Source organism: Pseudanabaena sp. lw0831 (assembly GCF_016584665.1).
Classification (GTDB): domain Bacteria; phylum Cyanobacteriota; class Cyanobacteriia; order Pseudanabaenales; family Pseudanabaenaceae; genus Pseudanabaena.
In genome coordinates this window covers 19,481-44,268 of the sequence record NZ_BBJB01000054.1, presented here as the reverse complement: position 1 = coordinate 44,268, position 24,788 = coordinate 19,481, and the positions used below count along the sequence as shown (strand labels likewise).

The window sequence follows — 24,788 nt, the reverse complement described above, 5'->3', positions numbered from 1 at the left end:
CCCCTACAAACGATTAAACAGTAGCTTGCATCTGGCTCATCAACTTACCAAAGCGATCGCTATGTAAGCGATAACTAAGCGGATGTCCGATTAATCGGGCTGTGCTTTGATATAAAACTTCAATTTCAATCAGCCCATTATCCTTGAGTGTCTTGCCTGTCGAGACCAAATCCACGATCGCTTCTGCCATGCCTGTAATTGGCCCCAACTCCACTGAACCGTACAGAGGAATAATTTCGACGGGCAAATCGATGCTGTCAAAGTAGGCTTGGGCGCAACCGACATATTTTGAAGCAACACGGCTATGAGGCGGTAAGTCTAATGGCGATCGATAGCGGCTCTCTCCCGAAACTGCGATCGACATCCGACAACCCCCAAAACCCAAATCAAGCAGTTTCGCCACTTTTGGAGTTTTTTCACGCAATACATCTTCACCTACGATGCCAGCTTGAGCCTGTCCATATTCCACATATACAGGCACATCTTGCGCTCTTACTAGCAGTGCTCTAGCGGCTCCTGTGGGATCGGTGATTTGTAGTTGACGGTTTGAGGCATCGAGGAATGCGCTAAAGTCAAGCCCGACTCCTTGGAGTAAGCGGATCGAGTCTTTTAACAATGAGCCTTTGGGCAGTGCGAAGGTGAACATGGAATGGTTAGAGCGTTTGTCATAGTCCATTCTACAGCCCATTGCCGATCGCAAAAAATGCTGACCAATAATTTGGAGGAAAGCGAATTTTAATGCACAAGCAACTATAAATCCTCTAAGATCTGGCTACTGCAATTACTCTAAATCTTATGACTGGATTTGAACCACTTATTACACCTCTAGTTGCGATCGCGCTCGAAGTACTCAAAGACAGTGGCAAGGAGGAAGGCGAAAGTTTTTTTGCAAGCTTGATGAAGCGAGATGTGGGTAAGAATTTGCAAGATGTTGTCTTTAAGGCGGCGGGTAAGTATATCGAGAGTTACACTAAACGACATGGCAAACTCAAAGTATTGGGAATGAAAGACCCTGTTGAGTTAGATGAGATATTTACAACAGTTCAATTATTGGGAGAGGATGAGATTCAGCAGTTTGCGACTATTGATGATTTGGAGAAGCTTTATCGTGAAGCAGGTCAGAGATTACTGAGGCATCGATCCAAGGAAAGGCAGGATGGAATCGCTGTGGCTAGTCAAAAGCAATTTCTGATGGTATTAGGCGCTCCAGGGGCAGGGAAGTCTACATTTCTTCGCAAAATTGGTTTGGAATCTTTTAAGGGAAAAAAGGGCAATTTTAAGCATCAAGCCATTCCAGTTTTGCTAGAGCTTAAAAAATTCACCGAGAGCAAAATCGATCTCAAGGCGTTAATTGAGGCTGAATTTACAACCTGTGGATTTCCTAAGCCTAAAGAATTTACGGAAAGTGCTTTAGAAAAGGGGAAATTGCTGATTTTGCTAGATGGTCTGGATGAAGTACCTTCAGCAAATGTCAACTCTGTTATTGATGCAATTCAAGACTTTGTGGATCGCTACGACAAAAATCGCTACATTGCCTCCTGTCGTACTGCTCTCTATCGCTACAATTTCAAGCGTTTTAGTGATGTGATTTTGTCGGAGTTTGATGATGGACAGATTCAGCAGTTTATCAATAATTGGTTTCGCTCCGAAGAAGATAAACAGGCGGGAACGGCGGCGCGTTGTTGGGAATTGCTAGAACGCCCCGAAAACAAGCCCGCAAAGGAACTTGCACATACTCCACTCTTGCTAACTTTCCTCTGCCTAAAATACAACAAGTCACAAACCTTTGCTATGAATCGTAGCACTCTATATAAAAGTGCTTTGCGGATTTTATTAGAGGAATGGGCTGCCGAAAAGCGAATTATGGGACAGGAGATCTATGAGGGTTTGAGTGTAGAGCTAGAAGAAGTACTGCTTTCAGAAATTGCTTGTGAGGGTTTCGCGGAAGATCGCTTATTTATTCCTCAGTCTCAATTGGTTGAGCGAATTAAGAAATTCCTGTCAAGTAATCTGAATGCGCCTAAACAACTGAGTGGGGAACAAGTTTTAGAGGCGATCGCCATCCAGCAAGGTATCTTGGTGGAAAGGGTAGAGGATGTGTATTCTTTCTCGCACTTGACTTTACAGGAATATCTGACGGCAAGACATATCTATGCTCATGGTCAAATTTCGCAGATGGTAGAGAAATATCTGACCGATAAACGATGGAGAGAAGTATTTCTATTGGCTTCTGGGTTGATGGTGGATAGAGGTTCAGATGAGCTTCTTTTAGAGATTCACAAAGCAGCAAAACAGTATGCACGTCATCCCAAAGTAAAGGCTTTGCTGCAATGGGCAGATCAAGTTACAGCAGGGTCATCAGGTAATTTTAAACCTGCGGCTAAACGGGCAATAGCGATCGCCAGTGCCATTGCCAGTACCATCATCGACATCGCTAGCGATATTGATATCGTCAGTTCCATCGGCATCGTCAGCGCCATCATCATCGCCGACGACATCGACAGCAATATCGACGGCGACAGCGCCATCAACATCACCAGCGTCATCGTCAGCGCTATCATCAGCATCAGTGTCAGCGACATCGACAGAGAAGTCGACAACCTCAGCGACATCGCCAGAGCCAGAGGCATCGACTTGGAGAGAAGCATCACCAAAGTCAGATCCAGAACCATCGACGTAAACAGCGCCAGCACTACTTTCATGAACAGCGTCAGCAATGACTTTGGCGAATTAGAAAAATCAGGTATTTTTGTTGAATTAGATTTGTTCAACTTTACAAATCAATTACGAAACTTTCAATCTGCTCTAAACGAATCGAACATCACCTTAATAAAAAAAACGTCCGAACAATTGATAAATGCTTATCTTGAAGCCTTTTATCTAAATCAAGGATTGATTACTTACAACAGAGAAGAATCCCTAGCCCTATACAAATATCTCTATAGCGTCGATCTACTACTCAAATGCAAGCAAGAAGCAGCTAGACTCTCCCCTGCAACGTGGGACGCGATTGAAGCAGAACTCTTGTTACCACCAGATAATTAAGAAAAACATCAATTACACAAACCCATCAATTCAAACCGTAGGGACGCAGCATTACCGCCATCATTCACACCATATCAAAGCGATCTCTAAACTGTAATGCGATCGCCCAAACCTCACAACACAGGGACAATTTATCTGTGCAAAGCCAAGAGGGTAAAGCATTTACGTACAGAGACTTTCTGAGAGGAGTTTAAAAATTGTCGCGCAAATGCTTTACCCCTTCACAATGACGGCTTTTTACTTTTTACTTTTCAGCCATGCTTCCAAATCCGCCACCTTCTCAAAATCCAACACCGCCTCCGCCAACTCCTCCAACTGCTCCGCCGACAACTTCTCCAACCGTTTCACAGTCTTCAGCGTCACCTTACCAAACTTTCGCGTCAATAGTCGTACCGCAACCTTCCTAATCCCCAAAACCTGACCAAGCTGTGTCCCAATCTTTTCACCCTCAAGCTTGCCCTCAAGTTTGCCCTCTTGGAGGGCCTCCCGATATACTCTTGTTTTCTTGAGATCACTTAACGTAAACATCGCCTCAACCTCCTCTCGACTCATCTGGGGAAACTTGTACAGTAAAACTGTCTCAATAAATTCTATCATCCTTTCTCTATCCGCTTGCCCCACTCGCTCGGCTAACCTTTGCGCTAAAGCTATGGTTTCCCTCTTTGGCGCAACGATTAGCCTCACAAGCCCTAGATTAAGCGACTGATGATCTGGTAACTCATCAAGATAGATTCGCACAATATGCGTACTAGCAAATAGCACCCTAAATTGCTTTGGTATTTCAGGCTCAATACTACGTTTCGCAAAAATTGCGACCGCTTGCCAATCATGCTCTGGCTTGTACTGACTCAAATAGAGAAATATCTCACCGATAAATTCCCAATAAAATTCGGCACGTTTTTGAAACTGTACTTCCACAAACCAAATATTTTTATCCAACGATTCTGGAATAAAAATGCCATCAAAGCGAAAGGCTTTTTCCTTGATTTCCACAGAAGTAACGCGATATCCTGCTGCTGTTTCGGGCGGTAATCCCACCAATTCAAACAACAAGCTATCAAAAGTCTGAAATAGCTGAAAGAAGATCGTGTCAGTACGCATCAGCCTATATTAGCGAATTTTATACACAGGATGACTGCCATCATTTACGCAAATCCCCCCAATCATCAAATGGTAAAGCGATCGCCTAAACCTCACAACGCAAAGACAATTTATCTATGGGAGCGAAAAGGGTTTAGCATTTATCCTCACTTTCAGGATCGATACCCAAGACTCGTAACCTCTCCGCAAGACGATTAGATCGTCGCTCAGCCGAATCAGCTCGTTGCTCGGCTGAGTTAGCTCGTTGCTCTAGCTCTAATGAACTCAAAAAGCGCTGACCACTCGGACGATATAACACCAATTCTTGTCCATCCCGCCACTCAAAACGCACCTGAAGTAAAGGACTCACCCATTCAGGTTTTATTTCAATAGAAACAAACCTATCCCTAATCCGTTGCCATCCCGACAGCACTAGATCGTCAGGATCGTAAACATAATATTCCTCAATCCCATAGGCTTCATAGAAATTAAACTTGTCTTCTAAAGACTCTAATCCGCGCCGATCTTTGTTGCTTGGTGACAAAATCTCAAAGGCAACCTGTGGCGCAATATTCTCTTCTTCCCATTGCTTATATGACCCTCGTCGTCCCTTTGGTCTTCCAAATACGACCATCACATCAGGAGCCATGCGTTTTGGTATATAGCGCACAGGATACCAGAGCAAATCTCCTGCAATAAATACATTGGGATCGTTAGCAAAGATAATCTCTAGATTTTCCTTGATCATCACAATCCAGCGATACTGTTCAGTATTGTCAGACATGGGATTACCGTCACTATCGGGATAGTCGATTTCAGGAATTTCTGGCGCGATCGCTTCAGGAGTTAAAGATTGCGGAGTCATAAATTTGCCCTCACAGAAACCAGAGCGTGATTGGTATTATCTTAGCGAAACTTAATTCAAGCTATTGCGCCACTTAGCTAGTTGAGCCTTAGTCTGACTATCAATACGATTTCCCAATAGATTGTTCGTATTCGCTTTTTGATTCTTTTGACGACTTTGAACCGATCGCATAGTTGCTTCCACTTCTTGTTCTAATGCTGGTGCTGATAGCCACTCCGCTCCAAAGCCAACTGCGGTTAACTGCTGAGCGCGATCGGAAGTTACCACAATAATTCTTTTTAAATGCCGTAGCGGATCGCGTCGGTACTTGCCACATTGACGCTCGATGTAAGTATCCGCCGTTTCGTTGTGATCGGTAAAATATAATCTTAGATTTTTGGTTATTTTTTCGGCTTTGGCGGGAGTTGCCTGTACATAGGCATCGAATACTAAAGTCGTCTTATAGCCGTGATAAGCACTAAAATTCACCATCGTTTCGGTTAAATGCGATCGCGCAATGTCAAACCCTTGCAGATCTCGAATCTCCTGCAAGTGCTTCCAAAAGCCAATCACGTTATAGCCGTCCACCAACATAACTGGTGGATGTTCCGAAGACATAATGGTAGACCGCTAGATAGAATTACTTACTTCAATTCTGACACTAGACTTTAACAAATGTTGCGTTTCTTTTAGCATAAAATCAAAACCCAAAAAAGAGATGCGGCGCAAAGCGCCACATCTCTTTTTTGGGTTTTATGTTGCGTTTTTTTTAGTACAAATATCTAAATTCAAGTAGCAGCAACATAATCACTTAAATTTCGGCACAAATTTAATCCCTCAAATTAAGAAGCTTAGTGTCATAATGAGGCAGACTTATTAGACGAACTAAACCTCAAACGGTAATGGCGAAAAATTCCTCTGCGACGGCAAATAGCCAAGTTGATAAGACTGCTCCGAGCGCTCAAGCTGCAAAGACAAGCATCAGCCCTGAGAAAAAGAAAGCGCTCGATGCAATCATGCAAAAAATCGAGAAGGATCATGGGAAAGGCGCAATCATGCGTCTTGGCGATGCCACTAATATGCGTGTTGAGACCATCCCTAGCGGTGCATTACCCCTCGATCTTGCCCTAGGTGGTGGACTACCCAAAGGTCGAGTCATCGAAGTGTACGGGCCAGAAAGCTCAGGCAAAACCACTCTAGTACTTCATGCGATCGCCGAAGTCCAGAAGCGTGGTGGCATTGCCGCTTTCGTTGATGCGGAACATGCCCTCGACCCGACCTATGCCGCCAATGTTGGCGTTGATATTAACAACTTGCTGATTTCTCAGCCAGACTCTGGCGAAATGGCACTGGAAATTGTTGATAACCTCGTGCGATCGATGGCAGTAGATATCATTGCGATCGACTCCGTGGCAGCCCTCGTCCCCCGCGCTGAAATCGAAGGTGAAATGGGCGCATCCCATGTTGGCTTGCAAGCAAGACTAATGAGTCAAGCCCTCCGCAAAATCACTGCCAATGTCGGCAGATCTAACTGCATCGTCATTTTCCTAAATCAGTTGCGTCAAAAAATCGGCGTATCCTATGGCAGCCCTGAAGTAACCACAGGCGGAACCGCCCTGAAATTCTATGCTTCAGTACGTCTCGATATTCGCCGCATTCAAACCCTCAAAAAGGGCACTGAAGAATATGGCATCCGCGCTAAGGTCAAAGTCGCCAAAAATAAAGTAGCGCCACCCTTTCGGATTGCTGAATTTGACATTATTTTTGGCAAAGGGATCTCTACAGTTGGCTGCTTAGTCGATCTAGCCGAAGAAATGAGCATCATCGTCCGCAAGGGTGCTTGGTATAGCTACCAAGGCGACAACATCGGACAGGGTAGAGATAACACGATCAAATACATGGAAGACAAGCCAGAATTTGCTCAAGACATCGAAAAGCAAATACGCGAAAAATTATCCGCAGGTGTTGAGGTTTCAGCAACAAAGGTAGTCTCCGAAGAAATTGAATCTGAAGATGATGAAGTACCAGTAGAAGATTTCTAAATCCAAAAAGAAGAGTAGCGGCGCAAAGCGCCGCTACTCTTCTTTCTTTATAAACTCACCTTACGCAGAAATTTGTAAAACCCTCACCTCTAGCCCCTTCTCCCGCAGGAGAGGGAAACAAGAAAATAATATGGTGTTGCTCCCCTTCTCCTGCGGGAGAAGGGGCTGGGGGATGAGGGCAGATCTTCGCTCTGCGTAAGTTGTTTTCTAAATTAAAAAGTGGCGCAAAGCGCCACTTTTTAATTTAGAAAACCAACATTTCCCTAATTAGCCATCGATTGTCTTTTTTTACCAAATCATACTCAACCGTGTAGCTAGCATCATCTTTTGATGCTCCTCGATCAAGTTCGCCATTATTAAAGTAATTGCGCGACTCAGAAATCTTGGCAACCACTTTAGCCTTACTATCGCCATCAGGCGTAACGCTATCAACTACGCTTGATTTTGTTTGGTACTGCAAATAGGAGTTACTCGCCTTGAGTTCTTTAGCGCGTCCTTTCCAATCACTCAGAGCTGGATCAATCAAAATTTCTTCTAGAAGATTATCTTCATATCCTTTGCCAAGAGCTTTTGATTTAGTAGCTTGCCATGACTCGATTACTTTGGTAGCAGTTTCTTTATCTAAAGGACCTGGTTGCGCAACTGGGGCGACATTATTTTCCTTAAGTGCTTGGACTAGATTTGTGATTGGTTTCTCTAAGGTTATAGGCTGTGGTTGGGGAGTACCAGTTAAAGCCCGAACAGCCCAAACAACTAACCAAATAGAGCCAGCAAGCACAGCGATCGCTAAAACAATCACAGTTGCTAAACGACCAACATTAAACTTACGTTTGGGTAATGATGCGTGACTTGAAGTATGAACTTGAGATGGACGCTTGATCTCCCTGACAAATTCATTAGCAGCTCTTGTCGAATTTCTCGCAGGTGGCACATTACTGGTGCGACGAGAGCTAGGCAGATCTCGTGTTACATTGCCGCTAACATTGGTATTGACATGGGCAGCATGTCGCTCAATTACAGGAGTCGCTGCGGAACGTTGAAAACGATTAGGTATCTCAGGGGCGTAAGTGGATAGTTTCGGTTCAGCAACGGCGCTCTTCGCAGGATTCAGATCAAAATCGCGATTTACATTTGGCGACTCATCTAGAGAAGATATCGCCGTTAAGCGATCGCCTCCCACAGGCGAAGTCCATTCCGATGACATTGCACCAGTATTAGGTAATTCTTCTAGATATGCTTGCACCTGCTCATCAGCAAAATAATCTTTAAGCGATACGATTTGACTCATCAGATCGCGGAAATGTGGATACACCTCTTCTTGCATCCAGCGTTCGCTGTAGAGACATAGCCCTGGTAAAAGATCGGGAGCACCTTCAGAATTTTGACGAATGAAAGCGATTTGATCGTCTTCACCACTCTGATCGATCGCAGCACTTGCTTCTTCTGTTTGCCCTAGCAACAAAGCACATACAGCTTTTTCTAAATAAATATCTTGCTTAGCACTTAGTTTAACTAGTAACCCTTTTGCGCGACGGATCAGTGCAGGCTGACGTTGTGAAAATCCTCGCGCAATCAACGCATATACAGCCAGATAGGTTGCTACTGAAGATGGACGACGTGCTTCTTCTTCAAACAAGGTTTGCTGCTCGATCGCAGTCATGTAGCTACGTAATTGCTGAATAAATCGCAAGAAGTCGTCAATACCGAGGCTGGAATAGTCATTACCAGAGCCGTCAATGCCGCGCCGCGCATCCAGCATCTCTTGCAAAAGCGACATACCTTTGCGATGCGCTTCTGTGTGGTTGTCAGGGGATGCCAACAATTCGAGGATCCGATAGGGACGGAGGCGAAATAGATCGGCTTGGATTTCACTGCGAATACTGAGAAATAATCCTTCTCGCAATAAAATTTCTTGAGCCGATTCTAAGGATGAAGCCGCAGACTCATATTGTCCTTGTTTCCAATATTCACGACCAATGTCTAGATAGGAAAGCGATACAGAGAGAAGCAAATCAGGATCGTGAGGCGAAATTCTTGCCGACTGATACTCGGCTTCTTCAGGATCGTAATAGGGTTTAGCAAGGGATAAAACTTTCTCTGATTCGCCGAGTTCATACAAAATCAGTAATAGCCCTGCAAAGTCTTTTTCATCAGCTTCAATTTGAGGCGGCAATGTCAAAACTGGGCGATCGCTATCTGTCTCCAATGCGTCGCTTTCAGTTGCAGCACTATGGCGATCGCGTTCGGTCAGAGTTTCATAAGCTTTATCAATGATGCGCTTCCGAGAGGCGATTGCCGCATCAGAATATTCCCGCCTTGGCATAGAGAGCAGGCGATCGCGATGGGCTTGATGAACTTTATCTAGCCCTGACAGGTGTGTTAAACCTAGGATACGGTAACAGTCTAGAGGAACTCTCACTTTGCTTCTCTACCCAAAACTTCAATTGGAAATGCCGATCTGAACTCCGATAATGCCAACCTGTTTGCCTCTCAACTCAAAGATGCTCCGTATCTAATGCACTAAGAACAGATGTAATGTACTCAATCTTTTAAGTACATTAAACGCCCGAATTATACACTAAGTTAATCAACTTGGTGGAAATAGCAAAAAAAGTCATCAAAAGCAATTTGGGGTTTGCAGCGCCGTAGGCGCTGCAAACCCCAAATTGCTTTTATCATTAAGAGTCAAGAGCGATCGCTTTATCAATCGCTAACTTTTGATTAAGACGGGTTTGATAAGCTTGCAATTCCTTAGGTCTGATACCGCTAATGATGCAAAAACTATCAACATCAATCCCACGAGATAACATTTCGATACACCAAGTATGTCGGGGCTGATCAATTGTTAGAGGTAAGCCACTCAGGTTTCGATAGGGTTGTGTCCAACGCTCCCAAAGTTGTTCGATCTCTTCTAAGGACAGTGGTTTCCCGTCGCTACTGAGAAACAAAGATTTCATATCCTCAATATTTTTCAGATCCTTTAATTCATGCTTACGAGTCTTGAGGTAAGCACTAAGGGGATTATTCGTTGCTGAACCGTAGCGATGACCAAGAATTTTTTGATTAAGTGGTACGGATCTCTCATTACCCGTAGCATCCCTAGTTAGTAAAATTCCGTGGTTAGCTTGGTGCTGATAGTCTTTTAAGCGCAATCTCGTAATATCAAGCGCCGTCAGCCCTGCCCCAAATAGCAAATAGGCGATCGCATAGTCCTTTGCCCCACATTTTTTTGCTTGCAAAAGGATTTCGCGCACAGTCTCCGCAGAGATATCGTTAATTGGTTGCGCTTGGGCGATCGGGTTAACTTCTTGAACAAACATATCGACAAGCGTACTGACAAACTCGTCGCGATCGCGCCAAATTGCCTGCACATCACTGGTTAAAGTGATCACCGCGTAACCCAAAATACAAGTATTTAATAAGTTAGCCAGCTTGATCGGGGGCAAAGAATATTGCAATCGCGAATTGACCAGTACATCATTAATTGCCGTTGCGATCGTTTGATTAACTTGATTAATTCCTTGCGCCAAGGCTTGTCGGCTTTCAAGGGGATATTGTCCCGCCTCGCCAACTAGCGATCGCACCAACTCAGGCACACTTTCAAGCGCCCGCAATGAACTTTGAATGTAATATTTGAGAAATCTCCGCAAATCACTCTGACTAGAGATATCCGACACCATGAGCGACTCTCCCACTTGCGCCAACACCAAATATTTTTGCAGACATTCTTGCAATACGGCTAGTAATAAACCATGTTTATTCCCAAAATGACGAAATAAAGTTACTTCATTGACCTGCGCGAAGTCAGCGATTTGGCGTGTAGTTGTCTCGGTAATTCCTTTGCTAGCAAACAACTCTAGCGCTGTGTTCACTATACGTTGACGAGTAGGAATTCGAGATACAGACATGAGAGCATGTACCATTGAGATGATTTGCAAGTGCTACTTGCATTATTGCTTAAAAAACAGTTAGACTTATACTTAACTGTAAGTGATACTTGCATCTCCTCACCACCCTCTAAGTTGTTATTTCATGACCGCCACTACTGAAGCCATCTCAACTGAAAAACTGAACTGGACAAATGTCGCCTTCTTCAGTGCTTTTCATCTCGCTGCCTTAGCTGCTCCTTTTTACTTCTCTTGGCAAGCTGTAATTCTTACAGTTTTCTTGCATTGGTTATTTGGCAGCATCGGTATTACTTTAGGATATCATCGCTTACTTAGCCATCGGAGCTTTCAAGTGCCTCAGTGGTTGGAATACATCATCACCACAATCGGTGCATTAGCGCTGCAAGGTGGTCCCGTATTTTGGGTGGGCGGACATCGTCAGCATCACGGCTTTACAGAAGACAATCAAAAAGATCCCTACTCGGCAAACAAAGGTTTTTGGTGGAGCCACATGATGTGGATCATGTACTCCAAGCCTGAGCATTTTCAGCGTTCTAACTACTGTAAATTTGCACCCGATCTTGCCAACGATCCTTACTACAAGTTTTTAGATGTTTACTTCCTATTGTTACAAGTGCCACTCGCAGCATTACTTTATGTAATTGGCGAAAAAGTTTTCTCTGGGCTAGGTGCATCATTCTTGGTTTACGGTGTGGCAGTACGTTCAGTATTTCTATGGCATAGCACTTGGTTAATCAACTCGGCTTGCCACAAATGGGGTTACAAAAACTTTGCAGAAACCCCCGACCATTCCACAAACCTCTGGTGGGCAGCAATTTTGACCTACGGCGAAGGCTGGCACAACAATCATCACGCTTTTCCTAAGTCAGCACGTTCTGGTTTGAAATGGTGGGAAATCGATCCAACTTGGGGCGTAATCAATCTGCTGCAAGCAGTTGGCTTGGCGAAAAAAGTTTATTTACCTGAGCCTTGGCAACCTAGTAAATAATCAATTATCGCTTACAAATTAAAAAGAGGGCGCGCTGCGCCCTCTTTTTAATTTGTAAGCACAAAATAGGTTCTAGCAAAAATAGATACATTGATGGAATCGGTAGTGTGTAAACCTTATTCAAAATGGGTTAATCAATGCGGAAAAGCAAGCATATGGATCATCGCCACATTCGCTTTAGCGATCGCCACGAAGAAGTCGATTTAGAACAGTTACAAGGATTATTTCGACTAGGAGCATTTTGGGCAAAGGAACGTACCTTGGCGGGATTGGCGATCGCGATCTCTAACTCCAAGCCAGTCGTGACTGTGTGGGATGAACAAAAATTAATTGGACATGCTCGCGCCACCAGTGATGGTATTTATCGAGCGACAATTTGGGATGTGGTGATCGATCCTGCATATCGGGGTGCAGGCTTAGGTCGGAAGTTAGTCCAAACAGTGTTGGCGCATCCTAATGTTTGTGATGTTGAGCGTGTTTATTTGATGACCACCCATCAGCAAAAATTTTACGAGCAGATTGGCTTTGAGCAAAATTCTTCAACCACGTTGGTTTTATTTAATGGAGATGGCGATCTTATAACCTCTGAATTAGCTCAAACAACTGTTTTTAAATAAGAAAAATAAGAGGCAGCACTTTGTGTTCCCACTTATTTTTTCTTATAGTATTTGTAAATACTGCCTAGATTTACAATCTGTGTAACGATATATTATGACAAGCGCACGATATATATATCGTTTTCTTTACATCCCATTCAATTTGGTGGGAGCCAATGAACGAAACTTCATATCTAAGTCAGAAACGAACAAGGAGCGAATTTGAACGCCAACTGCATCGCCTAGAACAAGATTCTTTACGAATGGGAGCGCTTGTCGAAAATTCATTCCTCTTAGCTCATGCAGCTTTATTTGAGCGCGATCTGGAAGCCGCAACTCGTATTGATCCTCAAGACAAACAAATCGATCAAATCTATCGCCAAATTGAAATCGATTGCATTGAATTGATCACCTTACAGTCGCCAGTTGCTCGCGATATTAGATTACTCAGTGCCTTGATGCAACTGATCCGCGATATTGAACGGATTGGCGACTACGCTGAGAATCTTGGGGATATTGCCATTAAGCTTTTTACTTATCCTCCATCTCCCTATCTCGGCGAATTGCAAGTAATGTCCAATCGCTGTCGAGCCATGCTTGCCATGAGTTTAGAAGCACTAGCTAACCTTGATGAAAATATTGGTCTGCAAATTAAGATCAAGGATGATGCTGTTGACGACGACTACAAGCAAATCTATAACTTACTAGCTTCCCAAAAACTATTTGGTGGAGAGCCAATGGAACCTGTAATGCTGATGGTATTGGCAATTCATCATTTAGAGCGCATGGCAGATCATGCAGCTAATGTGGGGCAGCGAGTTGCTTATATTGTCACTGGCAAGCTTTGCTAACCCAAAAGAGAGGCGGCGCAAAGCGCCGCCTTTCTTTAAAAATAAAAAATAGCAACACTAGCGCTATAGCACGGTAATCTAAGTTAGTGCTTTACAGCACATCAGAATTTATGCGGGAAAGTTTTAAGGATTGAAATGAAGTCATATTTGGCGGCTGCCGTACAAATGACCAGTGTCTCTGATGTAGATAAAAATCTTGCGCAAGCAGAAGATTTGATCCAACTGGCAGTTAATCGAGGTGCAGAACTAGTTTGTCTACCCGAAAACTTTTCGTTTTTAGGTGATGAGAGCGAAAAGACAAGCATTGCTACAGAAATTGCAGAAAAGAGCGAAAAGTTTTTAATTACGATCGCTCAACGCTATCAAATCTTGTTACTTGGTGGTGGTTTTCCCGTACCAGTAGCTACGCGCAGCAATTCATCGCCGATCAAGATGTACAACACGGCGCTGCTGATTGGGCGTGAAGGTGAAGAACTAGCGCGTTATCGCAAGATGCATCTTTTTGATGTAAATCTCCCCGATGGCAATACTTATCAGGAGTCGGCTACGGTACTGGCAGGAACTGAATCTCCACCTGTATATATGTCTGAGAAATATGGCAACTTGGGGCTATCAGTTTGCTATGACGTGAGATTCCCAGAGCTTTATCGCCATTTATCTCAAAATGGTGCAAATATCTTGTTTGTGCCTGCGGCTTTTACGGCTTTTACTGGCAAAGATCATTGGCAAGTTTTATTGCAAGCCAGAGCAATTGAGAATACATGCTATGTGATCGCCCCTGCTCAAGTGGGTATGCATACGCCGCGCCGTCAGTCTCATGGTCACGCGATGATCGTCGATCCTTGGGGAATTGTCCTAGCCGATGCGGGCGATCGCATTGGTGTAGCGATCGCCGAGATTCAGCCTTCGCGCATTGACCAAATTCGCCGTCAGATGCCATCTCTGCAACATCGGACTTTTTCCTGTTCTTAAGAAAAGGCAGCACATCAAGACGACATTAATAGAATATGTATTAAAATCATAAGCAAGTAGCTAAGCACAATTAAATATAAAACTCAAAAATCTGTACCGCCCGCGCAGCGGGCGGTACAGATTCTGACTCTGGTTTTTTAATTGTGCCGAATTATTCAGCAGTTTTTTCTGAGTTCTTACAACTCCCTTTCTGGCATGAGCAGCTATGCAACCTTTTCCAGTGCTTGGTAACACAATCCGTCCGCTCCAACACCGCGACTTAGAGATCATTCAGCGATTCGCATCCCCCAATGATCTCGAACAGATTGCGGTTAGCGATCTCAGTGGTTGTCGCAGCCGCCAAAAAATCAGCTTGCACCAGCTAGCCAGTTGGTTGCCTGCGCCTGTGCAAACCCTCCTCAAGCCCTATGTACGAGCCTATGTATCTGAATCTAATGGCATCATCCAAGGCTTTATTCGGGTTTCACCTTTTAATAACAACAGTAGTACTTGGCAGATCGATCGAGTTGTGGTTTTGCCAGAAGCACAGAATGGTCAACACAACGTCGGCACACAACTGATTCGCTATTGCCTAGAATCTTGTCTAGAAGCGCGAACTTGGGTATTACAGGTTGATATTAACCAAAAAGATACGATCGCTCTCTATCGTCAAAATGGATTCCAACCACTGGCTCAGTTCACAGATTGGGAGATTGATACGGCAAGTCTGCTCGAACTTGCTCAGCACTCTCCTGACCTGCCAAATTTGATGCCTGTCAGTAATGCTGATGCCAGCTTGCTTTATCAACTTGATACAGCTGCGATGCCCCCACATATTCGTCAAGTTTACGATCTCAACGTCGATGATTTTCGGGCAAAGACTATCGACAAACTGGTCAATCACAGTTCATTGCTGATCAATCATTTGCAAGATGTATCGGGCTACGTCTATGAGCCACAACGCAAAGCGGCGATCGGCTACTTCTATTTGCTGTTGCAGCGCCCGACTGTAAATCAGCCCGATGAAAAACTGGTTCACCATTGCCAGCTTACAGTTCATCCTGCTTATACATGGCTGTATCCTGAACTAACTTCGCAAATTGCCCAAATTGTCGTTAAGCAATCTTCTGAGAAATTAACCGAAAATGTCAGCTTGCAACTGTCATCAGCAGATTATCAACCAGAACGTGAAGATTATTTAGAAGGAATTCATGCCCAGCGCCAAGGGCATTCCTTGTTGATGGCGCGATCGGTTTGGCACAAAATTCGTGAGACTAAAACTGTGCTCGATGGATTGCAACTTTCACGCATGTTGTCAGGATTACAACCCACCCAAAAGCCAATTCCTGGCAGAATTGAGACTTTACCTCAACAACATCAGCATACCGATGAGTCACTTTAAATAATGTAAGGTGGGCAATGCCCACCCTACTACATTCTGCTTGGCAACTTAATTGTGTGGAAATCACCTAACACGCTGATGAATTGTGATTAATCAATCTGATTTTGGTTCAATTTATACAAAATAAAGATCCACAAGATCGCTACGATTAGATACTGGACATTTAGGCATTGGATGCACCTTTAAAAAAGCTTGACTATGAAAATTCTCAAAATCCAGACATTACGTGGTTCAAATTATTGGAGTATCCAACGACATCAGCTTGTAGTTGTGCGATTAGATTTAGAGGATTTTCAAGTACAACGAACTAGCTTTCATCAAAATTTATGTAAAGTTTTGCCAAGTCTAGCGGGGAAAGACATCGCGCAGCGACCAGATATTAGTGATTCTGACTTTTTGGCAGGAATTGTTAAAGATATTGCGATCGCTCTGCAAGGCTATGTCGGCATGAAGGTTGACTTCGGGGCAATTAGACAAACCGTTGAAAAAAATGTCTATCAAGTCGTGTTTGAGTATCAAACCGAAGGTGCAGGGCGCTATGCAGCACGTGCAGCAGTAAGAATATGTACTAGTATTCTGGAAACAGGAACCTATGCAACTACTGAGTTACAAGAGGACCTCAAGGATTTAAGAGATATTCGTCTTGATGGTCAATTAGGTCCAAGTACCGAGTCGATTGTTGCCGAAGCTAAAGCCCAAAATATTCCTTGGTTAGAGTTGGGTAGCCGCGCAATGATCCAGCTTGGGTATGGGGTGCATCAGAGTCGTATTCAGGCAACTTTGTCGAATAAAACGGGGATCTTAGCGGTTGAGCTAGCCTGCGACAAGGAAGGGACAAAGAGCATTTTACGGGCTTCGGGTGTGCCAGTGCCGAGGGGTACAACGATCCGATCGCCTAAATATCTAGAAGATGCGATCGCCGAAGTCGGCGGCTTTCCGATTGTAATCAAGCCCTTAAATGGCAATCATGGGCGTGGGATCACGATTGATATCCGCAGCATCAAAGAGTCGATGGATGCCTTTGACATGGCGCAAGAAGTATCCGAAGAAGTAATTATCGAACGATTTCATACAGGGCGAGACCATCGCATATTGGTGATCAATGGCAAATTTGTAGCTGTTGCCGAGCGCGTTCCTGCCAATGTCACAGGGGATGGCGTTTCCACAATTTCGCAACTGATTGAAATTACTAACCAAGATCCTCGTCGTGGCGATGGTCATGACAATGTCTTGACCCGCATCGAGATCGATCGCACCAGCATAGATATCCTTACTAGACAAGGATTTACGCTGGAATCCGTACCGCCTAATGGGCAAATTTGTTATCTCAAAGCTACTGCAAACTTAAGTACAGGTGGCGTATCGGTTGATCGTACAGACGAGATTCACCCTGAAAATATCTGGCTAGCAGAGCGCGTGGCAAGAATTATCGGTCTAGATATTGCGGGGATCGATATGGTCACTGAAGATATCTCTTTGCCTGTACGTCAAGTCGATGGGGCGATCGTGGAGGTAAATGCGGCTCCTGGGTTCAGAATGCATACGGCTCCGAGTATTGGCACACCTCGCAATGTAGCGGCTCCAGTAATCGATATGCTATTCCCTGCTGGAGCGCCTACAAGAATACCAATCGTGGCGATCACAGGGACAAATGGTAAAACTACTACTACTCGACTAATTGCTCATATCTTCAAGCAAACTGGCAAACGAGTAGGTTATACCACTACCGATGGGATTTACATTGGCGAATGTTTGGTTGAAAAAGGCGATACTACTGGCCCCTATAGCGCCCAAGTAATCCTGCGCGATCCTACCGTTGAAGTGGCGATCCTAGAAACAGCTAGAGGCGGGCTTTTGAGATCGGGATTAGGCTTTGATGGCAGCGATGTGGGTGTGGTGATGAACGTAGCCGCCGATCATCTTGGTATTGGGGATATTGACACAATTGAAGATCTGGCAAGGCTCAAGAGCGTAGTTGTCAAAACAACGTTGCCAAGTGGCTATGCTGTACTGAATGCGGATGATCCATTGGTTGTTGCCATGGCAAAAGAAGTGGATGCAACGGTTGCTTACTTCAGCATGGATCCTGAGAGTCTTTTAATCAAATCTCATATCGAACAAGGTGGACTTGCCGCAGTATATGAAGAAGGCTATCTAACTATCTTAAAAGGTGATTGGAAACTACGAATCGAAGAAGCTGTCAATGTACCCCTGACCCTTGGCGGTCGCGCGGCCTTCAACATCCAAAATTCTCTTGCCGCAAGTTTAGTCGCCTTCTGCCAAGACGTGCAGATTGAAGAGATTCGTCAAGGGCTTGCCACATTTGTGGCTTCGAGCGAGCAAACCCCTGGACGGATGAATTTATTTGATTTGGGTAAGTATCATGCCTTGGTCGATTATGCTCACAATCCTGCGGGATTTAAAGCGATCGCTGACTTTATCCAGAAATGGGAAGGTGAAGCGATCGGCGTAATTGGCGCACCTGGCGATCGGCGTGATGAGGACATCATTGAGCTAGGGCAATTAGCCGCCCAAATGTTCAGTCGCATTTTTATTAAAGAAGATAAAGATTTGCGAGGACGTGCCCCGCGTGTGGTTGCGGATCTGCTGCGTCAGGGTATCGAAGAAGTGAATGCCAGCATCCCCTGTATTACAATTCTTGACGAATCGGAAGCCATCACGGCTGCCTTGGATAGCGCCCCTCAAAGTAGTTTAGTTGTGATATTCCCAGACAAAGTGGATTCAGCTATTGCTATTATTGAATCGCGAAAGTCCAAAATGTCGTCGTAAAGTCAGCTATGCCGCGTGTAATTTGTCTTGGCGAAGTTTTAATCGATCAAATAGCTGAAGATATTGGTGCTCCCTATGAGCAAGTTAGCTCTTGGAAGCCATATTTTGGCGGAGCACCTGCCAATGTTGCCTGTGGGTTAGCCAAACTGGGAACACCAGTCAGCTTAATTAGCTGCGTTGGTCAAGATGCTGCAGGGACTGATTTGCTCAAACAGTTGGGAGCATCAGGTGTGGAAACTTCAGGCGTGCAAGTGCATCCTGAAGCAACTACTCGCGAGGTATATGTCACCCGCGATGCTCAAGGAGATCGCAGTTTTGCTCGCTTTAATGGTGATTCCCAAACTGTATATGCAGACACCTTGATGTCTGCCGAGCATTTGCCTGAGCATTTATTTGCTGATGCGAATTTTTTGGTGTTAGGTACATTAGGCTTATCCAATCCACATACCTCTAGAGCGATCGGTCGCGCTTTGAAGCTAGCGGAAGAGAACTTTGTAAAGGTGGTAGTTGATGTCAATTGGCGGGCGATGTTCTGGAAAAATCCTGAGCAGGTTGCCAAACTATTGCCTGTCTTGCTGAAGTACACCGATTTCTTGAAGATGACCGAGGATGAGGCAAAGTTACTATTTCGTCTCACTAGTCCCGCCGCGATCTCTCAAGCCTATAGCCATCTCGAAGGAATTTTACTCACCAATGGCGACAAAGATTGTCGCTACTATTTGGGCGAACGTCAGGACAAACATGCCGTTTTTCCTGTGCATTCGATTGATACAACTGGGGCGGGGGATGCTTTTCTAGCTGCCTTTATTCATAAGATTTATCACCGTCCGCTTACCCATCTGCTCGATCCTAAGTTTGCCGATGAAGCGATCGCTTATGCCTGCGCCGCAGGTGCGTTAACTACACTAAGTATGGGTGCGATCGCTGCTCAACCAAGCGATCGACAAATTCGCGAATTTTTAGCCATGCGCGAGACAAAGCATTAAAACCGTACTTTGGTGGCGCAAAGCGCCACAAATATTTGCCATGCACTCTTTATCTTTGCCCACATGGGTAATTCATATTTCTAGCGTCATTGAGTGGACTTTAGCAATTTGGCTCATTTGGCAATACGACAAAAAAAATCCCGATCGCGGTTGGCGGAACTTAGCATGGGCAATGTTTCCTGCCTTAGTCAGTGCGATGTGTGCGGTGACTTGGCACTTTTTTGACAATGCTGACTCGTTGGAATGGCTAGTTACTGTGCAGGCTGCGTTAACTTTAATTGGCAATACGACTCTGGCGATCGCAGCCTACTTTATCTGGAAAATCGCCAACGCAAAACCACAAATTTAACTTGAGCGCAAAGCGCTGTGGGATAAAACTATGCCCAAAGAAGCCTTATTCGGTTTATCGCTATTTCCATATCTTGCCTTTCTCTGGTTTGCCACCAAATCACGCCAATTTCCCAAACTGGGACTTTGGGGATTTTATGGGACATTAGTATTTGTGGCGATTACGATTCCCGCAGGAATTTATGCACAAGTCCATTACGGCAAAGCTTTAGCGAATGTTGATTGGTTGCATGGCAGTGCTGAGTCATTTTTGACCATCACCAATATTTTGTTGGTACTAGGGTTTAAAAATGCGATTAAAAATGCGATTAAACCTAAAGATTAAAGATCGCAATTTGAGCGTATCTAATCTTTGTGAATATAATGAGCGATTATTGTAGTTAATATCGCTGACTGCCAATGCGAGGAATTTATGAACAGACATTATCAACGCATTTCTCAATTTTTGGCGATTGCAGGACTAGCGATCGCTAGCGCTACGATTAGTCCAGTATTTGCGCAATCAGCCCAACCACAACGAGGTGATGCTGATAGCCTGCGACCTGCACAAGGTCAGCCCATCTCACCTACCAATACCGATCAATTTTCGTTAGAAAGAGATTTTCCACGTTCCGATCTCAAGATTCAAAGTATCAATCTCGACGTTGAGGCGATTCAGCCAGTCATCCCTGGTAATTACAATGCCTCTCCTCAGAAAGTGAATCGATCTGGTACTTTTATCAGCGATCCACTTAACGCGATCCAGATCTTCCAAGAGTCTGGCACAGCTCGGCGTGAAAAATAATTAAAGACGGCGCGATGCGCCGTCTTTAATTTTCAATGAGGAAATGCCCAGTTGCTAAGCCACATGCTCGCTTAATTGGTAAAGCAGCAGCTAGGTCAAAAGCTGCTTGTCTGGCGATCGCACCGTCGATTGTTGTTGTTACCACCACATCTAAACCAGCTTTGAAAGCGATCGCAGCGGCATGATTTGCCGTGATGAGTCCGCCTAGAGCCATTGGCTTGAGAATAATAATATCGGCGGCTTGAGTATTAACCACTTGCTGCAATTGTGAGAGATTATTTACGGACTCATCCGCAGCAACTAGAATTGATTGCGATTGCCTGACTTCTGCCATGCCTAATAAATCGGAAGCAGCGACAGGTTGCTCGACATATTCGATTTGCGAAAATTCAAGCTTTTTTAAATTTGCGATCGCTTCGGTCACTGACCATCCTTGATTAGCATCAATCCGAATTTGGATATGAGCGCCAACCTGCGATCGCACTGCTTCCACTCTGCGCAAATCCATTTCAAAATCCTTGGTTCCCACTTTGATTTTGAGACAGTGATAACCTTGCTCTATATACTGTTTTGCTTTGGATACGGCTCTTTCAGGTGTGGTCGCCCCAATCACAGCATTAACGGCTACCTGATCACGAACTATTCCAGAGAAGGAATTTGCTAGCAATTGAGAAATGGATATACCTTGTACTTGTGATAGTAAATTAAGCAATCCTAATTCAATTCCATGTTTTGCGGCAGGGGTGTGATCGTATTTTGTAAGTATGTTCTCAATATCATTCAGATCGTGAATTTCTGCATTAATCAGCGATCGCTGAGCTTCTCTTAAAACCCTTTCAGTTTCAGCAAGAGATTCCATCCCAAACCCATCAAGCGGAGCGGCTTCACCTAAGCCAATATACTGGACTCGATCATGAGATTTGCGATCGCGAATCTCAACCACAAATCCTTCGCGATGGGAAATCGAGCCTAATGCTGTTTGAAATGGTTCGTGAAAAGCAAGCCGATAGGGCTGGTATTGAATAGATTGCACAATAAAAGTCACAGCTAAACCATAGCAAAAGTTATACAAAAGTTATATGAATATCGATCTATGTTGCAAATAAGATTTTATAGTTTATAGTCAGATCACGAACTGATTTTAGGCAGATCAAGATAATGATTAAGAAAAGTTTTTTGGTTTCAGCTAGCCTACTTGCTTTCAGTCTAGTGGCAAATGTTGCTTCTGCTTCTGCTGATCAGTGGTACTTCTACGTTAAAAATAGCAGTGCTTCTACAATCAAAAAGTTAATGGTAGGGGAACCTCAGAAAACTTGGGGTCAGTTTGATATTGGTTCAGGTATTGCTTCTGGAGCAGGTGCCAAGATGGTTTGGGACAGTTCCACTGACAACCAATCGTGTAAGCAATGGATTAAAGCTCAGTTTGCAGATGGTAGCGAAAGCGAGCCAGCATATATGGACTTCTGCAAAAATCTAGACGATCCTATTGTCTTCAACTAATCCACAGATGTTACGTGGAAGGAATTCTTGTGATGGTAAGAATCTAGGATAACCACGGGGAGATTGCTCTGCGTCGCTAGCAGTATGCATTAGATTCATCATTTGAGTTCCACGTAATGCCAACTCTCAAAATGGCAATGCCATTTTGAGAGTTGAAAACCTTCCTTAGTTTGGTTTTTAATTCTTGATAAGGATAATCACAATTTCAAGAATTGGTATATTGCCACATAAAAACAAAAAGGAGTTGCAGCGCTTTGCGCCGCAACTCCTTTTTGTTTTTGGAATTATTGTGGTGAATCAAGAACGCGATCGATTAAGCCATAGGTGAGAGACTCTTGCGAAGACATGTAGTAGTCACGATTCATATCGCGCTCGATCTTCTCTAGTGGCTGCCCTGTCCGCTTGGCATATTCTTCATTCAGCTTTTGACGAATGCGAATAATTTCCCGCGCCTCAATCTCAATATCTGAAGCTTGACCTCTTGTTCCACCTGAAGGCTGGTGAATCATGATCCTTGCATTGGGTAAAGCATAACGCTTGCCTTTAGCGCCAGCCATCAATAGGAATGAACCCATCGATGCTGCTAACCCTACGCAAATTGTAGTCACATCTGCCTTGATATGTTGCATCGTGTCAAAGATCGCCAACCCTGCCGAAACCGATCCGCCAGGAGAGTTGATATAAATGTAAATATCTTTGGTTTGATCCTCAGAGTCAAAGTAAAGCAGTCGGGCAATAATTGCATTTGCCATCCCATCTGTCACATCACCACTCAAAAAGATGATGCGCTCCATCGACAGACGCTCGTAAATGTTAATCCACTGCGTGTAGGAATCACCAGGATAGCGATAGGGAACTCTAGGAATACCGATAGGCATAGGTTTAATTAAGAATTACGAATTGGGAATTACGAATTGTGAGTTACGAATTACGAATTAGGAATTACGAATTATCAACCCGTAATTCGTAATTCCTAATTCGTAATTAAATAAGAGCGGGAACTGCTTTAGGCAAGTCTTTTGTGCTTTCAAGAACGCGATCGATCAGCCCATATTCTTTGGCTTGCACAGGAGTCATATACAACATCCGATCCATATCTTTGGTGATGGCTTCGGTTGACTTGCCTGTGGTGCGCGACAAGATTTCTAGCATTGCGGCTCGGTTAGTCAATACTTCCTTAGCCTGAATCTGCAAATCAGAGGCTTGTCCTCTGGTCTGGCGGCGGGCTTGGTGCAGGACAATCGTGGCGTTTGGCAAGCTAGCTCGGAAGCCTTTGGTTCCACTAGCGAGAATCATCGCGGCGGTTCCCATGGCTTGTCCGAGGCAGATTGTATGGACGGGAGGCTTGATATAGTTGAGTGTGTCGCAAATAGCAAAGGCTTCGGTTTCAAAACCGATCGCATCGCCTGTATACCAAGATGTCCCCGTGGAGTTGATATACAGAAAGATCGGTTTTTCAGGATCTTCGTATTGCAAATATAAAAGTTGGGCGATGAGCAATTCTGTAACATCGACACCAAGCTGCTGTTTGTATTCGTCGGGAGATACAAGAGGCAACCCAAAGTAAATAATTCGCTCTTTTAGCAGTAGCGAAGGTAAGTCAGGCGGCGGTGTGCGTCCGTATGACGAATCCCCTGAATAGGCGGCTTGTGCGGCTTGGGGAACAGAGCGAGAAGGTCGATCCATGTTTATTCGTGTTAATGACACTAACTCTGCTAGCTTATCACAGCGATCCCCCTGCTATGGGCGATGTTAGCCAAGATTGAGGTAGGGTTAGCCGTCTAAGGCTACAAAAACCCAAAACAGAGCTGCGGCGCGAAGCGCCGCAGCTCTGTTTTGGGTTTAACATGATTGTCTATCGTTATATTATTTGTAGGATGCGTTAGTGCAACGTAACGCATCTATTGCGAACGTAATGATGGGTTAGGTTACGCGATCGCTAACCCAGTTGATTTTGTATTAGAGGAAGCTAGTAATGATTAAAGCGATCGCTGAGCAACAAATATTGCAGGAAGGTTTTCAAGTACTCTTGACCCATCTGGAGCCATCTAAGGTAGCTCGCTTTTAGGCAGCGTGTAATTTGGGTGGTGATGATTATCTAAAATTAAAGGACAAGCTCTTTGCAGAAGAATCCGTGGCAAGTTTATATGCCAAGGTGCTAGATTTCCAATCGTCGAATACTGCGGTTTAGAGATCGCCTGATTTCAAATTATGGAGATGATTGCTTAGCGGTTGGAGTGGGAGTTGGTTTTGGTGGAAATTTGCATTCAACTTGAATCTCAAAGTTGCTTTCGGCAGAGCCTTCTGTCAACATGGGAATACCCGCTTTGCCGCCAATTTTGAGGCTGAACTTGAGGGTGATTTTATCGACTTCGACTGTGCTAAGGTTCCGAAATGCGCCGATCGCATAGGTGGTGTAGCCGCGAATGGTGTCATGGACTTTTTTGAGGTCAACGGTGGGTAAGTTGTCGCGATATCCTTCCTCTGAGTCGGGTTCGTTGTAGGGTTCTTTAGGTGCGATGTAAATTGAGAATTCTTCGCCGTTTTCGTCTTTGACGACTAGCTCTTGCACTTCTGACATCTTGACCTTTCCTTAGTGATAGGACTATTCTGCAAGGATAACCGATCGCTTGCATTTCACTTTTAAAGATTTCTAAATAAAAAATCCACAGA

23 protein-coding genes are annotated in these 24,788 nt (G+C 44.4%); 13 read left to right on the top strand and 10 right to left on the bottom strand.

All coding sequences use genetic code 11. The annotated features are described in order from the left end of the window. Window positions 1-13: 13 nt before the first annotated feature. Window positions 14-646, bottom strand: coding sequence for an ATP phosphoribosyltransferase (hisG, locus tag APA_RS09785; RefSeq protein WP_201322137.1), 633 nt, complete (start codon window positions 644-646; stop codon window positions 14-16). Window positions 647-795: 149 nt separating this feature from the next. On the opposite strand from hisG, the gene APA_RS09780 reads away from it, so the two are divergent. Further along, window positions 796-3,045, top strand: a complete 2,250-nt coding sequence (locus APA_RS09780) for an NACHT domain-containing NTPase (RefSeq protein ID WP_201322095.1) — start codon at window positions 796-798, stop codon at window positions 3,043-3,045. A gap of 237 nt (window positions 3,046-3,282) precedes the next feature. On the opposite strand, the gene APA_RS09775 is transcribed toward APA_RS09780, so the two are convergent. The 3 genes from APA_RS09775 to APA_RS09765 form a co-directional block, all read right to left on the bottom strand. Further along, window positions 3,283-4,146, bottom strand: coding sequence for an Rpn family recombination-promoting nuclease/putative transposase (locus APA_RS09775; protein WP_201322094.1), 864 nt, complete (start codon window positions 4,144-4,146; stop codon window positions 3,283-3,285). A 133-nt stretch (window positions 4,147-4,279) separates the two neighbouring features. Continuing rightward, complete coding sequence (locus tag APA_RS09770; protein ID WP_201322093.1) at window positions 4,280-4,990, bottom strand: Uma2 family endonuclease; 711 nt, start codon at window positions 4,988-4,990, stop codon at window positions 4,280-4,282. Window positions 4,991-5,041: 51 nt separating this feature from the next. Continuing rightward, a complete protein-coding gene (locus APA_RS09765) occupies window positions 5,042-5,587 on the bottom strand; it encodes an NYN domain-containing protein (RefSeq protein ID WP_142654364.1) in 546 nt (181 codons plus the stop codon). A gap of 284 nt (window positions 5,588-5,871) precedes the next feature. Between APA_RS09765 and recA the strand changes: the two genes are divergently transcribed. After that, window positions 5,872-7,011, top strand: coding sequence for a recombinase RecA (gene recA / locus APA_RS09760; protein WP_201322092.1), 1,140 nt, complete (start codon window positions 5,872-5,874; stop codon window positions 7,009-7,011). Window positions 7,012-7,255: 244 nt separating this feature from the next. Here the strand turns inward: recA and APA_RS09755 are convergent, their stop codons facing one another. Both APA_RS09755 and APA_RS09750 read right to left on the bottom strand, forming a co-directional pair. Continuing rightward, window positions 7,256-9,430, bottom strand: a complete 2,175-nt coding sequence (locus APA_RS09755; protein ID WP_201322091.1) for an ARC6/PARC6 family protein — start codon at window positions 9,428-9,430, stop codon at window positions 7,256-7,258. Between the two features lie 259 nt (window positions 9,431-9,689). Continuing rightward, window positions 9,690-10,919, bottom strand: coding sequence for a TetR family transcriptional regulator (locus APA_RS09750; protein WP_236579488.1), 1,230 nt, complete (start codon window positions 10,917-10,919; stop codon window positions 9,690-9,692). A gap of 124 nt (window positions 10,920-11,043) precedes the next feature. Between APA_RS09750 and APA_RS09745 the strand changes: the two genes are divergently transcribed. The 10 genes from APA_RS09745 (at window position 11,044) to APA_RS09700 (ending at window position 20,615) form a co-directional block, all read left to right on the top strand. Continuing rightward, complete coding sequence (locus tag APA_RS09745) at window positions 11,044-11,907, top strand: fatty acid desaturase (protein ID WP_201322089.1); 864 nt, start codon at window positions 11,044-11,046, stop codon at window positions 11,905-11,907. A 155-nt stretch (window positions 11,908-12,062) separates the two neighbouring features. Beyond that, window positions 12,063-12,524 carry a GNAT family N-acetyltransferase gene (locus tag APA_RS09740; protein WP_201322088.1) on the top strand — a complete coding sequence of 154 codons (462 nt, stop codon included), beginning with the start codon at window positions 12,063-12,065 and terminating at the stop codon, window positions 12,522-12,524. A 155-nt stretch (window positions 12,525-12,679) separates the two neighbouring features. Continuing rightward, window positions 12,680-13,354: a phosphate signaling complex protein PhoU gene (gene phoU, locus APA_RS09735; RefSeq protein ID WP_201322087.1), complete on the top strand. Its 675-nt coding sequence runs from the start codon at window positions 12,680-12,682 to the stop codon at window positions 13,352-13,354. A gap of 135 nt (window positions 13,355-13,489) precedes the next feature. Next, complete coding sequence (locus APA_RS09730) at window positions 13,490-14,326, top strand: carbon-nitrogen hydrolase family protein (protein ID WP_201322086.1); 837 nt, start codon at window positions 13,490-13,492, stop codon at window positions 14,324-14,326. 205 nt (window positions 14,327-14,531) lie between these two features. Continuing rightward, on the top strand, window positions 14,532-15,707 hold the full coding sequence (locus tag APA_RS09725; protein ID WP_201322085.1) for a GNAT family N-acetyltransferase: 1,176 nt from the start codon (window positions 14,532-14,534) through the stop codon (window positions 15,705-15,707). Between the two features lie 198 nt (window positions 15,708-15,905). Continuing rightward, window positions 15,906-18,497 (top strand): cyanophycin synthetase, encoded by a 2,592-nt coding sequence (gene cphA / locus APA_RS09720; protein ID WP_201322084.1) that lies wholly within the window; start codon window positions 15,906-15,908, stop codon window positions 18,495-18,497. An 8-nt stretch (window positions 18,498-18,505) separates the two neighbouring features. Beyond that, a complete protein-coding gene (locus APA_RS09715) occupies window positions 18,506-19,483 on the top strand; it encodes a carbohydrate kinase (RefSeq protein ID WP_201322083.1) in 978 nt (325 codons plus the stop codon). 40 nt (window positions 19,484-19,523) lie between these two features. Next, window positions 19,524-19,832, top strand: a complete 309-nt coding sequence (locus APA_RS09710; RefSeq protein ID WP_201322082.1) for a DUF2499 domain-containing protein — start codon at window positions 19,524-19,526, stop codon at window positions 19,830-19,832. A 30-nt stretch (window positions 19,833-19,862) separates the two neighbouring features. After that, window positions 19,863-20,156 (top strand): DUF3593 domain-containing protein, encoded by a 294-nt coding sequence (locus tag APA_RS09705; RefSeq protein WP_201322081.1) that lies wholly within the window; start codon window positions 19,863-19,865, stop codon window positions 20,154-20,156. Window positions 20,157-20,243: 87 nt separating this feature from the next. After that, on the top strand, window positions 20,244-20,615 hold the full coding sequence (locus tag APA_RS09700; RefSeq protein ID WP_201322080.1) for a hypothetical protein: 372 nt from the start codon (window positions 20,244-20,246) through the stop codon (window positions 20,613-20,615). Window positions 20,616-20,640: 25 nt separating this feature from the next. Here APA_RS09700 and menC read toward each other — a convergent pair whose 3' ends face one another. Continuing rightward, entirely contained in the window at window positions 20,641-21,660 is a 1,020-nt protein-coding gene (menC, locus tag APA_RS09695) for an o-succinylbenzoate synthase (RefSeq protein WP_236579487.1), read from the bottom strand. 113 nt (window positions 21,661-21,773) lie between these two features. Between menC and APA_RS09690 the strand changes: the two genes are divergently transcribed. Further along, complete coding sequence (locus APA_RS09690; RefSeq protein WP_236579486.1) at window positions 21,774-22,115, top strand: hypothetical protein; 342 nt, start codon at window positions 21,774-21,776, stop codon at window positions 22,113-22,115. A gap of 284 nt (window positions 22,116-22,399) precedes the next feature. Here APA_RS09690 and APA_RS09685 read toward each other — a convergent pair whose 3' ends face one another. From APA_RS09685 to APA_RS09670, 3 genes are all read right to left on the bottom strand, one after another. Beyond that, window positions 22,400-22,993: an ATP-dependent Clp protease proteolytic subunit gene (locus APA_RS09685; protein WP_201322078.1), complete on the bottom strand. Its 594-nt coding sequence runs from the start codon at window positions 22,991-22,993 to the stop codon at window positions 22,400-22,402. 106 nt (window positions 22,994-23,099) lie between these two features. Then, window positions 23,100-23,801, bottom strand: coding sequence for an ATP-dependent Clp protease proteolytic subunit (locus APA_RS09680; RefSeq protein ID WP_201322077.1), 702 nt, complete (start codon window positions 23,799-23,801; stop codon window positions 23,100-23,102). Between the two features lie 523 nt (window positions 23,802-24,324). Then, a complete protein-coding gene (locus APA_RS09670) occupies window positions 24,325-24,696 on the bottom strand; it encodes a CU044_2847 family protein (RefSeq protein ID WP_201322076.1) in 372 nt (123 codons plus the stop codon). Between the last annotated feature and the right edge of the window lie 92 nt (window positions 24,697-24,788).